Source organism: Vibrio sp. 10N.286.49.B3 (assembly GCF_002873395.1).
Lineage (GTDB): Bacteria > Pseudomonadota > Gammaproteobacteria > Enterobacterales > Vibrionaceae > Vibrio.
The window spans coordinates 184,757-201,467 of the sequence record NZ_MCUV01000035.1 but is presented as its reverse complement, the minus strand read 5'-3'; the positions used below and the strand labels follow the sequence as shown (position 1 = coordinate 201,467).

Annotated in this window: 8 protein-coding genes; 5 read left to right on the top strand and 3 right to left on the bottom strand. The window is 42.2% G+C overall.

What is annotated here, in order from left to right; genetic code table 11:
* Window positions 1–76: 76 nt before the first annotated feature.
* Window positions 77–1,081 (bottom strand): substrate-binding domain-containing protein, encoded by a 1,005-nt coding sequence (locus tag BCU68_RS13145; protein ID WP_102565202.1) that lies wholly within the window; start codon window positions 1,079–1,081, stop codon window positions 77–79.
* Between the two features lie 475 nt (window positions 1,082–1,556).
* Between BCU68_RS13145 and BCU68_RS13140 the strand changes: the two genes are divergently transcribed.
* Window positions 1,557–2,741 (top strand): NnrS family protein, encoded by a 1,185-nt coding sequence (locus BCU68_RS13140; RefSeq protein WP_102565201.1) that lies wholly within the window; start codon window positions 1,557–1,559, stop codon window positions 2,739–2,741.
* Between the two features lie 114 nt (window positions 2,742–2,855).
* Here BCU68_RS13140 and dapD read toward each other — a convergent pair whose 3' ends face one another.
* A complete protein-coding gene (dapD, locus tag BCU68_RS13135) occupies window positions 2,856–3,887 on the bottom strand; it encodes a 2,3,4,5-tetrahydropyridine-2,6-dicarboxylate N-succinyltransferase (protein WP_102565200.1) in 1,032 nt (343 codons plus the stop codon).
* A gap of 428 nt (window positions 3,888–4,315) precedes the next feature.
* On the opposite strand from dapD, the gene BCU68_RS17215 reads away from it, so the two are divergent.
* Window positions 4,316–6,517 carry an immunoglobulin-like domain-containing protein gene (locus BCU68_RS17215; RefSeq protein WP_102565199.1) on the top strand — a complete coding sequence of 734 codons (2,202 nt, stop codon included), beginning with the start codon at window positions 4,316–4,318 and terminating at the stop codon, window positions 6,515–6,517.
* 93 nt (window positions 6,518–6,610) lie between these two features.
* Here BCU68_RS17215 and BCU68_RS13125 read toward each other — a convergent pair whose 3' ends face one another.
* A complete protein-coding gene (locus tag BCU68_RS13125) occupies window positions 6,611–6,901 on the bottom strand; it encodes a YebG family protein (protein ID WP_102565198.1) in 291 nt (96 codons plus the stop codon).
* A gap of 222 nt (window positions 6,902–7,123) precedes the next feature.
* Between BCU68_RS13125 and recC the strand changes: the two genes are divergently transcribed.
* From recC to recD, 3 genes are all read left to right on the top strand, one after another.
* Window positions 7,124–10,612 carry an exodeoxyribonuclease V subunit gamma gene (gene recC, locus BCU68_RS13120; protein ID WP_102565197.1) on the top strand — a complete coding sequence of 1,163 codons (3,489 nt, stop codon included), beginning with the start codon at window positions 7,124–7,126 and terminating at the stop codon, window positions 10,610–10,612.
* Window positions 10,613–10,884: 272 nt separating this feature from the next.
* Window positions 10,885–14,514 (top strand): exodeoxyribonuclease V subunit beta, encoded by a 3,630-nt coding sequence (recB, locus tag BCU68_RS13115; RefSeq protein ID WP_241901375.1) that lies wholly within the window; start codon window positions 10,885–10,887, stop codon window positions 14,512–14,514.
* Entirely contained in the window at window positions 14,511–16,643 is a 2,133-nt protein-coding gene (gene recD / locus BCU68_RS13110; RefSeq protein WP_102565196.1) for an exodeoxyribonuclease V subunit alpha, read from the top strand. The genes recB and recD overlap by 4 nt, the downstream gene beginning before the upstream one ends.
* Window positions 16,644–16,711 lie beyond the last annotated feature (68 nt).

The following is a 16,711-nucleotide window of genomic DNA, read 5'->3' as shown; positions in this document are numbered from 1 at the left end:
AAATTTTTCCATAAATAATGAGATCTCGATCAAGGTTGGTCATTATATGCACTTTTTGTTATAAACCAAGTCTTTATTATTTCGAGCACTTGTCAACCGAACCTCGCTTGACTATCGTCGGTGAAAAAATAAGATTTTCAGATTCATTTTTCTCACCTTTAGATAGGGAAAGTGCCAAAATCGCAGCTTTTTCTGCCATCAGTTGGATAGGATAGCGAATCGTAGTGAGTTTTGGAGAGACATAGCGAGCGATCAAACCATCATCAAAACCAACCATAGATATTTGTTGCGGGACACTAAAGTCATTATCTTCTAAAATCGATAGCGCACCGACAGCCATATAATCATTATACGCAACGATACCTGTGATAGGTTGCGAGCGAGCCAGTAGGTTGGTCATTGCACTTTCCCCCCCTTCGCTATTTGGTTCACCAAACTCAATTAAGTTTTCATGTGGCGTCATACCATAGTGTTTCAATGCATCATGGTAGCCATCAATACGTTCACTAACATCTTCAATTTGATGCGAAGAGGCAATACATGCAATATGGTGGTGACCTTCACGAATTAATAATTCAGTGGCAAGAAAAGCTCCTTTACGGTTATCTAAAGAGATGCATCGATGCGCTATTTCAGGAATAAGACGGTTGATAAGAACCAGTCCTTTTACCTCTTTTGCATAGTTAATTAATTCTTCATCAGACAGTGCTTTTGAATGTATAACCAGAGATTCACAACGGTTATTAATCAATAGCTCCAGAGCATGTTTTTCTTCTTTTGCATCGTGATAGCCATTACCAACTAAGATATGTTTGCCATTCTTACGCGCAATGTTATCGACAGCTTTGACTAGCGTTCCAAAGAAAGGATCGGAGACGTCACCAACAAGAACACCTATGGTATTCGTGCTTTGGCTAACGAGTGCGCGAGCATTTGCATTAGGTCGATAACCTAACTCAGTCATGACTTTAGTGACAATTTTTATTGAGGCTGCGCTGGCTTTCGGTGATTTATTGATGACTCGAGATACCGTAGCGACAGAGACTCCTGCCTCACGTGCGACATCTTTGATAGTAGCCATATTTTAGCCTCTTTCCTTGAACGTAATGAATAGGAATTAATAATGTTAATAACGCATAGCTGTTTAATGCTTTGACAAAACTATGTCGATAACTCTCTGTATTAATGTCAGTAATATTACTGTAAACGTTACACTTATTATAGTTTGATATGATCAAATAATCTTATTAGCCCTGTTTTATTTATAGATTTCATATTTGTAGTGCTCAAAAAGGAATGATAATTATTAAATAAGTAAATGTCAGATTGTCAAAGAGATAACCTGTTGTCATTTTGATAAGTGCGATCTGTTGTCTTAATGACATCTTTTGTTTGTTATTTAATTTAAGTTATTGATTTTAAGTGCATTATATTCTGGCTTGTATTTTGCTCTAGTAAATAACATGCGATAACTGATTTTTTGTTGAACATGATACTTTATGCCCTTTTGGCAACTATAGTGATGTACAGCACGTGAATATAAATAAGGACTAACTTTGTTAAATATTACCGATAAAAGTGTAGAGGAGCAGATACCGGCTTATCTTCGTCTAGGTTTTCGACCTTTCTTCTTGTTAGGTAGCTTATACGCCATTATTGCCGTTGTTATTTGGGTGGTTATGTTCCAAAAAGGTCAGCCGGATGCTTTGTCAGTTCCCGCTCTGTGGTGGCATGTGCATGAAATGCTATTTGGATTCTCGATGGCGATTGTCGTCGGATTTGTTTTGACCGCAGTGCAAACTTGGACAGGGGTTAATGGCACTAAGCATTATCGTTTAGCCTTGTTAGTCCTCTTATGGTTATTACCGAGGATCTTATTTTGGACGCCGACACCACTGTGGCTCATTTCTAGTGTAGAAGCGCTATTTTTAGCCCTAGCTGCCTATGAAATTGGCTTTCGAGTGTTTTATTCAAAAGGCTGGAAGAACTTATTTTTTATTCCCCTGTTTGTATTGGCGATTGCAGCTAACTTTGCCAGTTATGCAACAATTAAAGGATTACCACCTTTCTCATCGTCTGCGGTATGGCAAGCTATGTTGTGGTGGTTTACTTTATTACTCTCAATTATGGGCGGAAGAGTCATTCCATTTTTCACTGCGAAAAGGTTTAATTTTGAAAAAGCACAACCACTTCTTTGGTTGGAATGGTTGGCAACTTTACCTCTGCTGATGCTATTTATTTTAAGCTTTTTTCCATTAGTATTTAATCAAATAGGTCAGCCAATTATGCTCTTTGCCGGAGTGGTGCAATTTATTCGATTTATGCGTTGGAAGCCATATTTAACCTTAAGTGAGCCGTTAGTCTGGTCACTGCACTTAGCGTATTTATGTATCCCACTTAGTTTATTATTACGTGGATTATTAGCGAACCCATTTGCCAGTCATAGCATGATCCATCTTTTTGCTATTGGCGCACTCGGTGGTCTGATCCTAGCAATGATCGCACGAGTCACTATGGGTCATACGGGTCGAGCAATCTATAAAGGTCCAAGTATGTGGTTAGCCTTTGCTGCTATCTTCATTGCGGCTCTGCTACGTAGTGTTGGTGTGAGCTTTTTCCCAGCACAAATGATCAATTTATTAAATATCAGTGCGGCTTTATGGGTATTGGCTTTTGGTTTGTATGTGTGGAAGTTTGGCAGAATGTTAGTGACACCAAGAGTTGATGGTCACCCTGGCTAATTTAGTCTCGATGAAATAAAAAGGCAATAGCTCGTATCGTGAATGATTTAAGCTATTGCCTCTTTTTATATCGCTTATATCGACCTTAAATAGGTGAGTATAAGAGAAAGTAAATTAGTTATTGCTGTGTAGCATGCTGTTTAGTTCAACTGCTGATTTGTTTGCTAGACACTCAATTTGACCTGTGATTGAGTTACGACGGAAAAGCAGATCCGATACACCAGCAAGATCGCGAGCTTTAATGATTTCAACTTCTTGACCAGCATTATCCAACATACGAACTTTTGTACCAGCAGTAACATACAAACCTGACTCAATCGTACAACGATCGCCCATTGGGAAACCAAGACCAGCATTTGCACCTAGTAAGCTATTCTCACCAATAGAGATCACCATTTTACCGCCGCCAGATAGTGTGCCCATAATCGAAGCACCACCACCGATATCAGAGCCATTACCAACGACAACACCCGCTGAAATACGACCTTCAACCATGCTTACACCTGTAGTACCTGCGTTAAAGTTGATGAAACCTTCATGCATGACTGTAGTGCCTTCGCCGACATGAGCACCAAGACGCACACGAGAAGTATCAGCAATACGAACACCGGTTGGAACAATGTAATCAACCATTTTCGGGAATTTATCGACACAATCAACCGTAATGGTTTCACCCGCTAGGCGCGCTTCAATTTGACGATCTGCTAATTCTGGTAGATCGATAGGACCTTTATTTGTCCAAGCAATATTGTGCAGTAGACCAAAGATACCATCAAGAACCGTACCATGTGGTTGGATAAGGCGAGATGAGATAAGTTGTAATTTTAGGAAGCCTTCAGCAACAGATTGCGGCTGTTCATCAGAAGCAAGAACAACAATAACCAGTGGTTGCTGTGAGTTTGCTGCTTGTTGAGCAAAATCAGCATTACGTTGTTGATCATGATTAGAAAAGATACCTGCTAGCTCAGCACTTTGTGAAGCAGATACTTCAATGGTTTGATTCCCTTCGCTATATCCTGTGATTTTTGCAATGTCAGCAATTAAAGCTTCACTTGGGTTTAGTAGCGGGTTAGGGAAGAAAGCTTCAATAATTTTACCATCACGGTTTTTTGTTGCTGTACCAAAAGCAAATGCGAAGTGAGTCATAGTGTATCTCCATATCTTTAAATTATTATGCATCGACTCATTAATTCTGCCTAATGAGCCGATATTAAATCTGACTATGTTTTTATCATAAAGAGAGGCAAAGGGATATGAAAGCGTCAAAGTGCTAAAAGTCTCTAAGACGATACCCTTTGTCTTTTTAGCGATATTTATCGATAAAGAGATTTTCCTAATGCCTTGTTATTTCTTAATACATTGCTTTATCAACACTTGCTTCAATGGAAGGAGTTGCATAACGATATAGCCTTGTAACCTTATATCATTCTGTAAATGTCAGTGGAGTATCAATAAAATGTCATTTTGTAAAAGTTTGTGATTCTGCTGCAACTCGGAACAAGAATATAAAAAACAATGGAACCATTTGATTAATATAGCTTCATTAGCTTGTTGTAAATTTCAAAGGGTGACACATGCACAATAAAAAAACCTATCTAAGCCTACTCATTGCGATGGGGTGTGCTTTTTCAGTTCAAGCAAAACCGATGATTAATCAAGACGGTGGCGTTGTTGTTGGTTATTGGCATAACTGGTGTGGTGGTGCAGGTTATCAAGGTGGTATTGCGCCTTGCATGAAGCTATCGGACATTAATCCAAAATATAATGTTGTCGATGTCTCCTTTATGAAAGTTTATAACACAGCTGATGGGCGCATTCCTACGTTTTATCTCGATCCTGAAGTGGGGTTATCAGAAACACAGTTTATCAATGAAATTGCAGAACTGAATGCACAAGGTCGTTCGGTATTATTGGCACTTGGTGGCGCAGATGCTCACGTCGAGATGAAATCAGGTGATGAACAAGCGTTTGCTGATGAAGTGATTCGCTTAACCGATTTATATGGTTTTGATGGTCTTGATATCGATTTAGAGCAGGCGGCGATCACTGCAGCAGATAACCAAACCGTGATTCCTGCCGCGCTTAAATTGGTCAAAGATCATTACCGTCAAGAGGGCAAAAACTTCTTGATTACCATGGCACCGGAGTTTCCTTATTTGAAGCCAGGTGGTGCATACGAACCTTACATTAGCGGTTTAGAGGGTTATTACGATTGGATTAACCCTCAATTTTATAACCAAGGTGGCGATGGAGTATGGATTGATGGTATCGGTTGGATCTCGGCGAGCAGTGATGAGCTAAAAGAAGAGTTTATTTATCACATGTCAGACTCTTTGATTAATGGAACTAATGGCTACTTAAAAATTCCACATGATAAGCTCGTATTTGGTATTCCAGCCAATAATGATGCAGCAGCAAGTGGCTTCGTACAAGAACCGCAAGATCTATACAGTGCATTTGAAGCACTTGAAGCGCAAGGTCAACCGTTACGTGGTGTGATGACTTGGTCGGTTAACTGGGATATTGGTCAAGATTCAGCAGGAAACTCATACAATAGTCAGTTTATTAAAGATTACGGCGATTTTATTCATGATCAAGATCGCCCACCTGTTGAAGGCGATAAGCCTACCTTAAGTGGTATTAATGATGCTCGAGTATTACATCGTAGCCAGTTTGATGCGCTAGAGGGGGTAACAGCACGTGATTATGAAGGGAATGATCTAACCTACTCAATTGTGGTTGATGGTTATGCTGATACCAATCAAATTGGCTTATACGCTTTAACTTACACAGTAACAGACGCCAGTGACCAAACGACAAGCGAATTACGAGCGGTTGAAGTTTATAGTCAAAAACCTTTCTTCAAAGGCGTAGAAAACACCAAAGTGCAGCAGGGTGAACGATTTGATCCTTTAGCCGGAGTCACGGCAACCGATCCTGAAGATGGCGACCTCACTAGCCAAATAGTGGTGATTGGAGAGGTCGACACTGATCGATTAGGTCAATACGAACTGTCTTATCAAGTAACTGATTCTGCAAATCAAACAGTGTCTACTCAACGTACTGTATCCGTTGTTAATGGTGAAGTATGTGATGATGAGTGGAATGCTCAAACGGTTTATGTTGGTGGCGATGTTGTTGCTTTCAATGGCTTTGATTGGAAAGCGGGTTGGTGGACACAAGGTGATGAACCCGGCTCAACAGGCGAGTGGGGTGTATGGGCAAAGGGCGACTCAAGTGATTGCTCTGGTGGTGGAACGCCGCCAACTGAGCCAGAAAAAGGTGTACAAGTTGAGGGCTTACAATCTGAATATACATTAATTGGTGGCGAAGCGGCGATTACTGTAACCGTGAGTGCAGAATCTGAATACAGCGTTAATTTACACCTTATCAATGATAATGGTCAGATTTTAGATAGTGATACCGTTGTTCTGAATAACGCATCAAATATCGATCAAGCGCAGTTATCGGTTTATAGCTATGAGGTGGGTAATCATACTGTAGAAGTGGTGGCTACAGAAAAAGGTGGCATACAAGAAGTTATCTTAAGTCAGCGTGTTACAGTGAAAGCTCCGAATGATAATGGCGAGTATGATTACCAATACCCAGCTGGAATTGGTCACTATGTTGCGGGTGAAACCGTGGTGCTAGGTCAAGATGGCAATACTTATCAGTGTAAAGCGTTACCTGAAGGTGGTTGGTGCAATGTGAACTCTGCAGCGCACTACGCACCAGGTGAAGGCGCGGTATGGCAAGATGCATGGAATCGATTTTAATTGATGGCATAGCTTAAAAACTAAAAAGGAGAGCTCTAAGTAATAGATGGCTCTCCTTTTTTAATATCAGCGACATCGAACAGCGCTATCTAATTAAGCGGCATCTTCTTGGTTATCTTCGACAGCTTCAATTTTTGCTTTTTTTGGTGTTGGCTTGCGCTTAGCACCTAAAGCATAAAGAACTTTTTCTTTATTTTTAGCAAGGTACATTGCTAGTTCTTCTTGCTTACTTTCTTCTTCAAACAGCTCGCTACCGCCTAGCAGGGTAAACAGCTCATCTGCCATATCTAACATTTTGTCATAAGCGTCAGCTTCAGCTTTAGAGGTAAAAGTCATCTTTTCTTCTCCGTTGCGCTCGACCACGTACTTTACGATTACAGCCATGGTTTATCCTCAAGTTATCAAATTAATATTTACTGGCTTTTTATACAGTTTTTGCTAGCTTAAGTCTAGACGAGAGAGAAAAGTTGAGAGGTAGGTGGTTACTCTTTAAGCTATAAAGTTCAATGTGTTATTTATTGATATTTCGTTATAAAACAAGATTTTCTTAGAATCCTTATGCTAACCTAATTAGCTAACAATACGATTAAACTGTGTGAGTGCATTGTGTTTACTGTCTACCATTCCAATCAAATAGATATTCTAAAGTCACTGCTGGTGGAGTTAATTCGTTTAAATCCACTGGATAACCCATTTGAAAAAGAGCAGATCTTGGTACAAAGCCCTGGTATGTCGCAATGGCTAAAAATGGAGCTTGCGAAGGAGTTAGGGGTTGCGGCAAACATCGACTTTCCTCTGCCAGCGACGTTTATTTGGGATATGTTTACGCATGTTTTACCGGACGTCCCTAAGCGCAGTGCATTTAACAAAGAGTCGATGACTTGGAAAATTATGCACATCTTGCCTTCCTTGCTTAAGCTGGATGATTTTTCACCGCTACAGCAGTACCTCGATAACGATACTGATGATACTAAGCTTTATCAGCTATCTGAAAAAATTGCCGATATATTCGATGGTTATCTCGTTTACCGCCCTGAGTGGATTGCAAGTTGGGAAGCGGGTGAAGTGGTCAGTGAACTTGAGGGCGAGCACAGCTGGCAGCCGATTTTATGGCAAGCACTCTATGACTACACCGTTGCACAAGATCAGTCCCCTTATCATCGTGCCAACTTATATGAGCACTTTATTGAGACGATAGGGCATTTTATTGAAGGGCATTTTGAGCACTTACCCGAGCGTTTATTTGTGTTTGGTATTACCTCACTGCCGCCTCGCTACATGGATGCACTGAAATCGATGGGCGATCATATTGATGTCCACCTTATGTTCACTAACCCTTGTCGTTATTACTGGGGAGAGGTGCGTGATAAACGTTATTTAGCCCGTTTGGCTGCTAAGCATCGTCAGCATTTGGTTTGGCAAGAAGGGCACTCCGAACTACAAGGTGAAACTGAGCAGCTGAAAGGCAATTTAGTTGAGCACTTACAGGCAATGCCTGAGCAAGAGAGTGAACTTCATACTGATGTTGTCGGCAATAGTTTATTAGCATCAATGGGTAAGTTAGGGCGTGATAATCTATTTTTGCTTTCACAATTAGAAAGTCATGAAATAGAAGCCTTTGTTGATATTTCCACTGATAATTTATTGCATCAATTACAAGCTGATATCTTAAATTTAGAAGAACATCAAGATGATAGTGTATTAGCAACGAGTGAACATAAGCCAGTGATCACACCTGCAGATGGTTCTTTATCATTGCACGCTTGCCACAGTCCGATGCGGGAGGTGGAGGTTTTACACGATCGCTTACTGGCGATGTTTGATGCTGATCCTAGTTTAAAACCTCGTGATGTCATTGTCATGGTGGCGGATATCAATGCTTATAGTCCAGCGATTCAAGCCGTCTTTGGTAATGCTCCTGGTGAGCGCTACATTCCTTACTCGATTTCTGACCGTAGTGCCGATCAAGAAAGTCCAATTTTAGCCGCGTTTATGCAGTTAGTGAATTTGCCGAACTTACGTTGTCTAGCGACTGAATTATTGGAACTGCTTGAAACGCCAGCGATGATGGCAAAGTTTGAGCTTGATGATCGTCAGTTTGAACAAGTTAAACAGTGGGTCGAGGAGTCTGGAGTTCGTTGGGGTGTGAACGCAAGTACAGCCACAGAGTTCGATCTGCCTGCCACCGAGCAAAATACTTGGCTATTTGGTATCCAGCGTATGCTACTTGGTTATGCTATGCCTGATAGTGCGGGGCTATTTTCAAATCAAGATTCTACTATTGCGCCGTATAATGAAGTGCAAGGTATGGGGGCTGAATTAGCGGGTAAGTTAGCGCACTTTATTGAGCGAATTGATTATTACCGCCAAGCTCTGAACCGAACTCAGTCAATTGATGAGTGGCGTGAAGTGTTGCAAGGTGTGCTTGATGACTTCTTTAGTGTTGATCTTGATGGCGAATTAGTTCTGAAGTCTATTCGTGATGGGTTAACGCAGTTAAAAGAGCAGTTAATTGATGCTGGATTTAAACAAGATTTATCACCAAGTATTGTTCGTCAGTATTTACAAAATCGATTATCAGGGACACGAATTAGCCAGCGATTCTTAGCCGGGCAAGTGAACTTCTGTACCTTGATGCCAATGCGTTCGATTCCCTTTAAAACCGTTTGTTTGCTTGGGATGAATGATGGTGTTTATCCGCGTTCCATGCCGCCAGAAGGGTTTGACCTAATGAACGGGCGCACTAAGCCTGGCGATCGTTCACGCCGCGATGATGATAGATACCTATTTTTAGAAGCGCTTTTATCGGCGCAGCAAAGTTTATACATCAGTTATGTCGGTCGCTCGATTCAAGATAATACCGAGCGAGGTCCATCGGTGTTAGTTGCTGAGCTATTAGAGTATTGCCATCAAAATTATCGCCTTGCTGGTGATGAGTTGCTTCCCGTTGATGCATCTGGCGATCGTGTGATTGAGGCATTAGTGCAGCATCACCCGATGGTGCCTTTTAGTGCGAGTGCATTTTCAACACAACCTGATGCAGGGAAGAGCAGCTACGCCAAAGAGTGGTTACCAGCCGTCAATCGCTTAGGTCAATGTAGCCCTAATTTTTACCATCAATTAAGTGATTATCTGTTGGATGTGACTTATCCGCTGTCATTGGATCTAGTGGAGCTGCAACGTTTCTGGCGCTTACCGGTGCAGTATTTCTTTAACCGCCGTTTAAAAGTCGATTTTGATCCTCTTCTATCTAGCGCAGAAAATGATGAACCTTTTGCATTGAATGGTCTTGAGGGGTATACGCTGCGTAATCAGTTACTTGATAAGTTGCTAGCCTCCGCTGTAGATAGCCAGAATTCATCACAACAAGTGGTAGAAACGTTTATTCAGCAGCAAAGAGCACAAGGTAAATTACCCGTTGGAGCATTTGGTGAAATAGAGTTTGCCACCAACCGTACTCAAGCCGAGCAACTTGTCGAAAAGTTAGTCTTTATTTGTAGCTCAGAGCTGGAAGATGTTGAGGTCAATATCACGATTGATGCTCTGGGCGAAGGTAAGCCAATTGTACTCACCGGCTGGTTAACCCACCACTATCAATCAGGGCTTGTGCGTTATCGTAGTGGTAAGTTGCGCTCACAAGATTACCTTGCTGCTTGGATTGACCATCTATGTTTGGCAGTTATGGGGCAGGGGAAAATCACCCATATGGTTGGTTATGATAAGAAAGAAGGCGTTCAGCATATTATTTATCCCGTCATTGAGGATGTGGATCTAGCCAAACAGCAACTATCAGATTTAGCGACTTTGTTTTATCAAGGAATGAGTCAGCCACTCGCTTATTTTCCTAAAACAGCTTTAGCGGGAGTAGAAGCTGGCTTTAGTCGTGGCAAATGGGTCGATGATGAAGAAAAAGCACTGAAGAAAATGGAAGCAACCTTTAATGATGGTTATCAATTTGCAGGTGAAGGCAGCAATAGCTATATCGCGCGTATTTGGCCGCAGTGGAATGAAGAATTGGCAGCACAGGCACGTCAGTTATCAACTCTGATCATGCAAGCACCGCGCTTGCAGTCGTTAGATAGTGAAGATCGTTAATATAAACGAGAGAAATAAGTGGCCGCCAGTAAATCATTATAGTGTAGGGCGTTCGCTGTACGGCCACATGGTCAGAGGGACCATTGTTGTTCGTCGTTAGACTAGTATTGTTATTCGTTGCATGAATGCATGACAAGAATAGTAAGACTAGATGATTAAATGTTCCGTGAGAGAAGTCTCACATATATATAAATATATAATTTAAATATATATATTCTAGAAAACTCTGTGTTTGATCACAGGGCTAGGCTTAATAATAAAGGCAGCAATTTATGACCACTCAACCGGTTCCAACGCCAATACCGCTAATCACGATGGATTTTCCATTGCATGGTACTCGACTGATTGAAGCTTCAGCAGGGACAGGAAAAACCTTTACTATCGCAGGGCTTTATTTACGCTTGCTGCTCGGGCATGGCGACGCAAACAGCAAGCATCAAGCACCATTGACGGTTGATCAAATTCTCGTTGTTACTTTTACTGAAGCTGCAACGGCTGAATTGCGCGAGCGTATTCGTGCTCGTATCCATGCCGCGCGTTTAGCGTTTTCTCGTGGTGAAAGTAATGACCCTGTTATTAAGCCTTTACTTGATGCGGTAGCTGATCATGTTCAAGCTGCCGCGATTTTATTACAAGCTGAAAGGCAGATGGATGAAGCGGCTATCTTCACCATTCATGGTTTTTGTCAGCGCATGTTAACGCAAAATGCCTTTGAATCGGGTAGTCGCTTTGATAATGAGTTTGTTACCGATGAAAGCCAATTAAAAGCACAAGTGGTCGCCGATTACTGGCGTCGTCAGTTCTATCCTTTATCGCTAAACTTAGCCACTGAAGTACGTAATATTTGGAGCTCTCCGCAAAGCTTACTTAATGATGTGTCGCGCTATTTAACGGGAGTGCCTTTGACGTTGACGGTATCGCCTATGGCAGGGGATATGGACGATCTTCATCAGGATAACTTGAAGCAAATAAAAGATTTTAAGAGTTTATGGTTGCAGCACAGCGATGATTTTTTGCCGATTATTGCTGGCTCTGATGTGAATAAACGCAGTTACTCAAAAAAATCGTTACCGGCATGGTTAGACGAGGTAACGGCATGGGCAAGCAGTGAAACCCTTGATTATCGAACGCCAGATAAACTGGAGAAATTTGCTCAACAAACCCTGTCAGAGAAAACACCGAAAGGCGAGGCACCAACCCATGAGGTTTTTGTTGCCATTGATGAGATGCTCGCTCAACCTATTGAGATGAAAACACCCCTGTTAGCCCATGCTATTGAGCAGTGTCGTATCCTGCTTGCTGCGGCTAAGCAAAAGAAACAGTGGCTCTCTTTTGATGATCTACTAACGCAACTTTCTGCTGCGATTGATACCGATGAGCAGTCGCTATTGGTTGAGCGTATTCGTACTCTTTATCCAGTGGCTATGATCGATGAATTCCAAGATACCGATCCACTTCAATACAGTATTTTCAGTCGTATTTATTTAGATAATCCACACTGTGGCTTATTTATGATTGGCGACCCTAAGCAGGCTATCTATGGTTTTCGTGGTGCTGATATTTTTACCTATATCAAAGCACGTAACCAAGTGGAAGCGCATTACACCTTAGGCACTAACTGGCGCTCAACGGCTGATATGGTCAAGGCGGTAAACGGTGTGTTTCAACATGCGACTAGTCCGTTTATTTATAACGATGACATTCCCTTTCTACCGGTTAACGCGAGTCCAAATGCAGAACAACGCTTTTGGTCTATCGATGGTCAAAAGCAAAAGGCGCTCACTTACTGGTTGCCTCCACTGCCAGAAAAACCGTGCACAAAGGGTGAATATCAGACCATCATGGCGCAATCAACCGCAGGTCAGATTCAAACTATTTTGATGGCATCGGATGAAGATAAAGCTCACTTAGAAGATGGTAAAAAGAAGCAAGCGATTAAGGCAGGGAATATTGCCGTTTTAGTACGTACCGGTACTGAAGGACGATTGATTAAAGACTGTCTGGCTAAGCAGGGGATCGCCAGTGTTTACCTGTCTAACCGCGACAGTGTTTTTACCAGTTCTATCGCTCAAGATATTCAACGTTTAGTTCAAGCGGTACTGACTCCAGAAAATGATCGCCACTTACGAGCAAGCCTTGCATCGGAGTTGTTTGCATTGGATGCCGGGCGCTTAGATGAACTGAACAACGATGAATTGGCATGGGAAAGTGCCATTAATGAGTTCAAAGAGTACCGCACATTATGGCAATTACGTGGGGTCTTACCGATGCTACGTAGCGTAATGAGCAAAAGGCATATTGCCGAGCGTTTATTGGAAGAAGAACAAGGCGAGCGCTACTTAACCGATCTGCTACATATTGGTGAGTTACTGCAGCAGGCGAGTCAGGAAATTGATAGTGACTACGGGCTCGTGCGCTGGCTATCGGAGGCGATATCAGATGCGAAAGAGGGGAATGGTGCCAGTGATGATCATATTCAACGCTTAGAGTCTGAACGTAACTTAGTGCAAATTGTCACTATTCATAAGTCGAAAGGTCTAGAGTATGACGTGGTCTTTTTACCTTTCGTCAACAGCTATAAAGAGGCAACGGAAGCCAAGTATTACGATGCCAAAAGCGATCAAACCGTTCTTGATATTAGCGGTAATGAAAAAGCACTAAAACAAGCGGATACGGAACGTCTAGCCGAAGATTTACGCTTAATTTATGTTGCCTTGACTCGTGCTGTATATGGCTGTTTTGTTGGTATAGCACCAATAAGAAAAGGGCGTTCGAGCAAGGAACCAACAGGGGTTCACCTCAGTGCCATGGGCTATTTGATCCAACAGGGTGAAGAGTTAGCTATTGCCGGTTTGAGTCAAAAAGTGGATGAGTTGATTAAGGCGGTATCAGAAATTGAGCGTCTTGAACCTGTTAACGTACACGATGATGTTTATCAATTGGAACAAGAAGATTCAGAGCCTTTGTATGCCAATCAACTGCAAGCCAAAATTGATCGCTCATGGCGTATCACCAGTTATTCAGGTTTAGTTAAGCAAGGAAGTCATGGTGCTTCTCATGATGCGGTTGATGAAATTGCTGGCTTTGATATCGATTCTGCTGATGAAGCGAATGACGATGAATTAATCGAGCCAGAGCGTTCTATCTTCACATTCCCTCGCGGGGCAAGACCGGGTACATTTTTGCACACCTTATTTGAAGAAATTGCCTTTACTGAACCGAGTGATAGTGAGCGTAATACACACGTGATTACTCAGTTACTAGAAAGTGAGCAATATGAACTTGAATGGCTGCCGGTACTGCAAGATTTAGTTACGCGAGTATTAACCACCGCATTAGATGGTAAGTCTCTGCACCTGAATCAAAAAACACAGCAACAATTGCTGGTGGAAATGGAGTTTTTACTGCCAATTAAACTATTAACCGCCCCCTCTTTAAATCGAGTGATCCAATATCATGATCCATTATCGGCTAAAGCGGGTGACTTAGGGTTTTACAATGTTCAAGGCATGCTAAAAGGTTTTATTGATTTAGTCTTTGAGCATAAAGGAAAATATTATGTTCTCGATTGGAAGTCGAACCATTTAGGTGATGATCCGTCAGCTTATCATCAAGACAACTTAAAAGCAGCGATGGCAGATCACCGTTACGATCTGCAATATCAAATCTATGCGTTAGCCTTACATCGCTTCTTGCGCAGTCGCCTCGCCAATTATGACTACAATACGCACTTTGGTGGGGTTTATTATCTCTTTTTGCGTGGCATTGATGGTCAATCAGATAACGGTATCTTTTCAGCTAAACCAAGCGTAGAGCTGTTAGAGGAGTTAGATAAATTAATCGATGGTATTAAGCCTGAAAATCGCACTACAGATGCAGGTCAAATGGAGTTAGGGCTATGATGGCAGAAAAGATAACAGAGCAAAAAAGTCTAATGGCGCAGTTAGAGTTGCTCAGTAAAAAAGGCGCAATTCGTCAGCTGGATTATCAATTTGCTCGTTTTAATGCTAGCCAAGCCTTGGCATACTCAGATGAAATTGGCTTTCTTGCTGGTGTATTAAGTCACGAATTAGGTAAAGGGAATATCTGTATTAACTTTACTTCTATGCCTGATCTTGTTGCACGTCTCGGTGTGTTTGGTGAAGCGGCTGTCACGCTCAATCAACAAGTTATGGCAGTGAATTGGCAGAGTATTATTGCTCAATCAAACCTTATCGGTAGCCAAGGGGAAGCTGTGCCGATGATGTTTGATAGTCAGCGTTTATACCTACATCGTTATTGGCACTATGAAGTAAACTTAGCCGATAAACTCAAGCGTTTAAGCCAACCGGTGATTTTAGACCGAAAACAGACTCAGGTTTTATCCAATGCTTTGGCGCATTTATTTAAGCGTCAGTACTCATTTTTGTTTAAAGCTTTAATCGCAGATAAAGAGAGCGCAGCATGGACTGCAGAGTACCGTCAGCAGCTTGTTTGCGATCATTTAGACATTGTGAACCGCCAAGCTATTGATTGGTCTACGGTAGACCAATTGCTAATAAAGGTGCGAAAGGTCACTGATCTTAATGAGTTAGATGAGCTTATTCCTTTATCAGCATGCCTTAATTGGCAAAAAGTAGCAGCCGCGGTGGCGCTGACTCGTCGCTTTGCGGTTATTTCTGGTGGTCCTGGAACGGGTAAAACCACGACAGTGACAAAACTGCTATCCGCTTTGGTTGAGCAGGCGCAAGATAGTGGTGAGACCCCAACGATCAAGTTAGTGGCACCGACAGGAAAGGCAGCCGCTCGCTTGACAGAATCGATTGGTGGCGCAATTGATGAACTCGCGTTATCGCCGGAAGTGAAAGCATTAATTCCGACAGAATCGAGCACGCTGCATCGCTTGCTTGGTGCGATTCCACAGCGAGCTGAATTTCGTCATCATAGTGGTAACCGCTTGCATGTTGATATCTTAGTGGTTGATGAAGCCTCTATGGTGGATCTACCTATGATGTTTAAATTGGTTGATGCATTACCTGATCATGCCCGTTTAATCTTGCTCGGTGACAAAGATCAGTTAGCGTCGGTTGAGGCAGGCGCGGTACTAGGCGATATTTGTTCTTTTAATCAGTTTGGTTTTAGTCATGAGCAAGCCTCGCAATTGGCAACAATGACGCAATTCGATCACTTGATGCAACTTGGTGCCCTATCATCAAGCCGTGAAGTTATGATGATGGCAGATAGCTTATGCGTTTTACAAAAAAGTTACCGTTTTGATGCTCGCTCTGGCATTGGGCAACTTGCCAAGGCGATAAACTCTGGCAATACCAATGTGGTGGAAAGGGTCCTTGCTCAGCCTTTTAGCGATATCGAGCGTTTGGATGTTTCAAGTGACAGTTACAATCGCATCTTACATACGCTAGTCGAGCAATACGGATACTATTTAAAGCGTATCAAAACGGATGGATTGTCAGCAGCAACCGGCGAGTCAGAAACGCAAGAAGAGAAGGTCAAGGCGGTGTTAAGTGCATTTAGTCAATGCCGATTGCTATGTGGTATCCGAGAAGGGGACTTTGGCGTTGCAGGGCTTAATATGCGAGTTGAGCGAGCACTGACAGCAAAAGGTTTCATTAGCGCGATAAATGATGAGCTTTGGTATTCTGGTCGCCCTGTCATGGTGACGCAAAATGATCATGCACTGGGTTTATATAATGGTGATATTGGCATTTGTATGCGCGATCCGGAAAGTGACAAACTCAAAGTGTATTTTGAATTACCCGATGGCAGTGTTAAAGCCGTTTTACCTAGTCGAGTTCCGGAGCATGAAACCGCTTATGCGATGACGATTCATAAATCTCAAGGTAGTGAGTTTAATTTTACCATTATGGTATTACCGCCTGAGTTTAGCCCGATTTTAAGTCGAGAGTTAATTTATACCGGCATTACTCGAGCGAAAAAGACCTTAATGCTGCTGTGTGATTTAGGTGTACTAAAGCGCGGAGTTAAGGTGAAAACTCAACGTGAAAGTGGGTTGATTGAGCGCTTAAGTTAAGCATCTTTACTTGGACTAAGGTTGTCATTGGTGTCCATACCGATGACAACCTGCACCTTCAGCCAAGG

Excerpts from the sequence above, each read along its gene's own strand:
- BCU68_RS13145 (WP_102565202.1), bottom strand. The coding sequence starts at position 1,081 with ATGGCTACTATCAAAGATGTCGCACGTGAGGCAGGAGTCTCTGTCGCT.
- dapD (WP_102565200.1), bottom strand. The coding sequence starts at position 3,887 with ATGACTCACTTCGCATTTGCTTTTGGTACAGCAACAAAAAACCGTGAT.
- BCU68_RS17215 (WP_102565199.1), top strand. The coding sequence starts at position 4,316 with ATGCACAATAAAAAAACCTATCTAAGCCTACTCATTGCGATGGGGTGT.
- BCU68_RS13125 (WP_102565198.1), bottom strand. The coding sequence starts at position 6,901 with ATGGCTGTAATCGTAAAGTACGTGGTCGAGCGCAACGGAGAAGAAAAG.
- recB (WP_241901375.1), top strand. The coding sequence starts at position 10,885 with ATGACCACTCAACCGGTTCCAACGCCAATACCGCTAATCACGATGGAT.
- recD (WP_102565196.1), top strand. The coding sequence starts at position 14,511 with ATGATGGCAGAAAAGATAACAGAGCAAAAAAGTCTAATGGCGCAGTTA.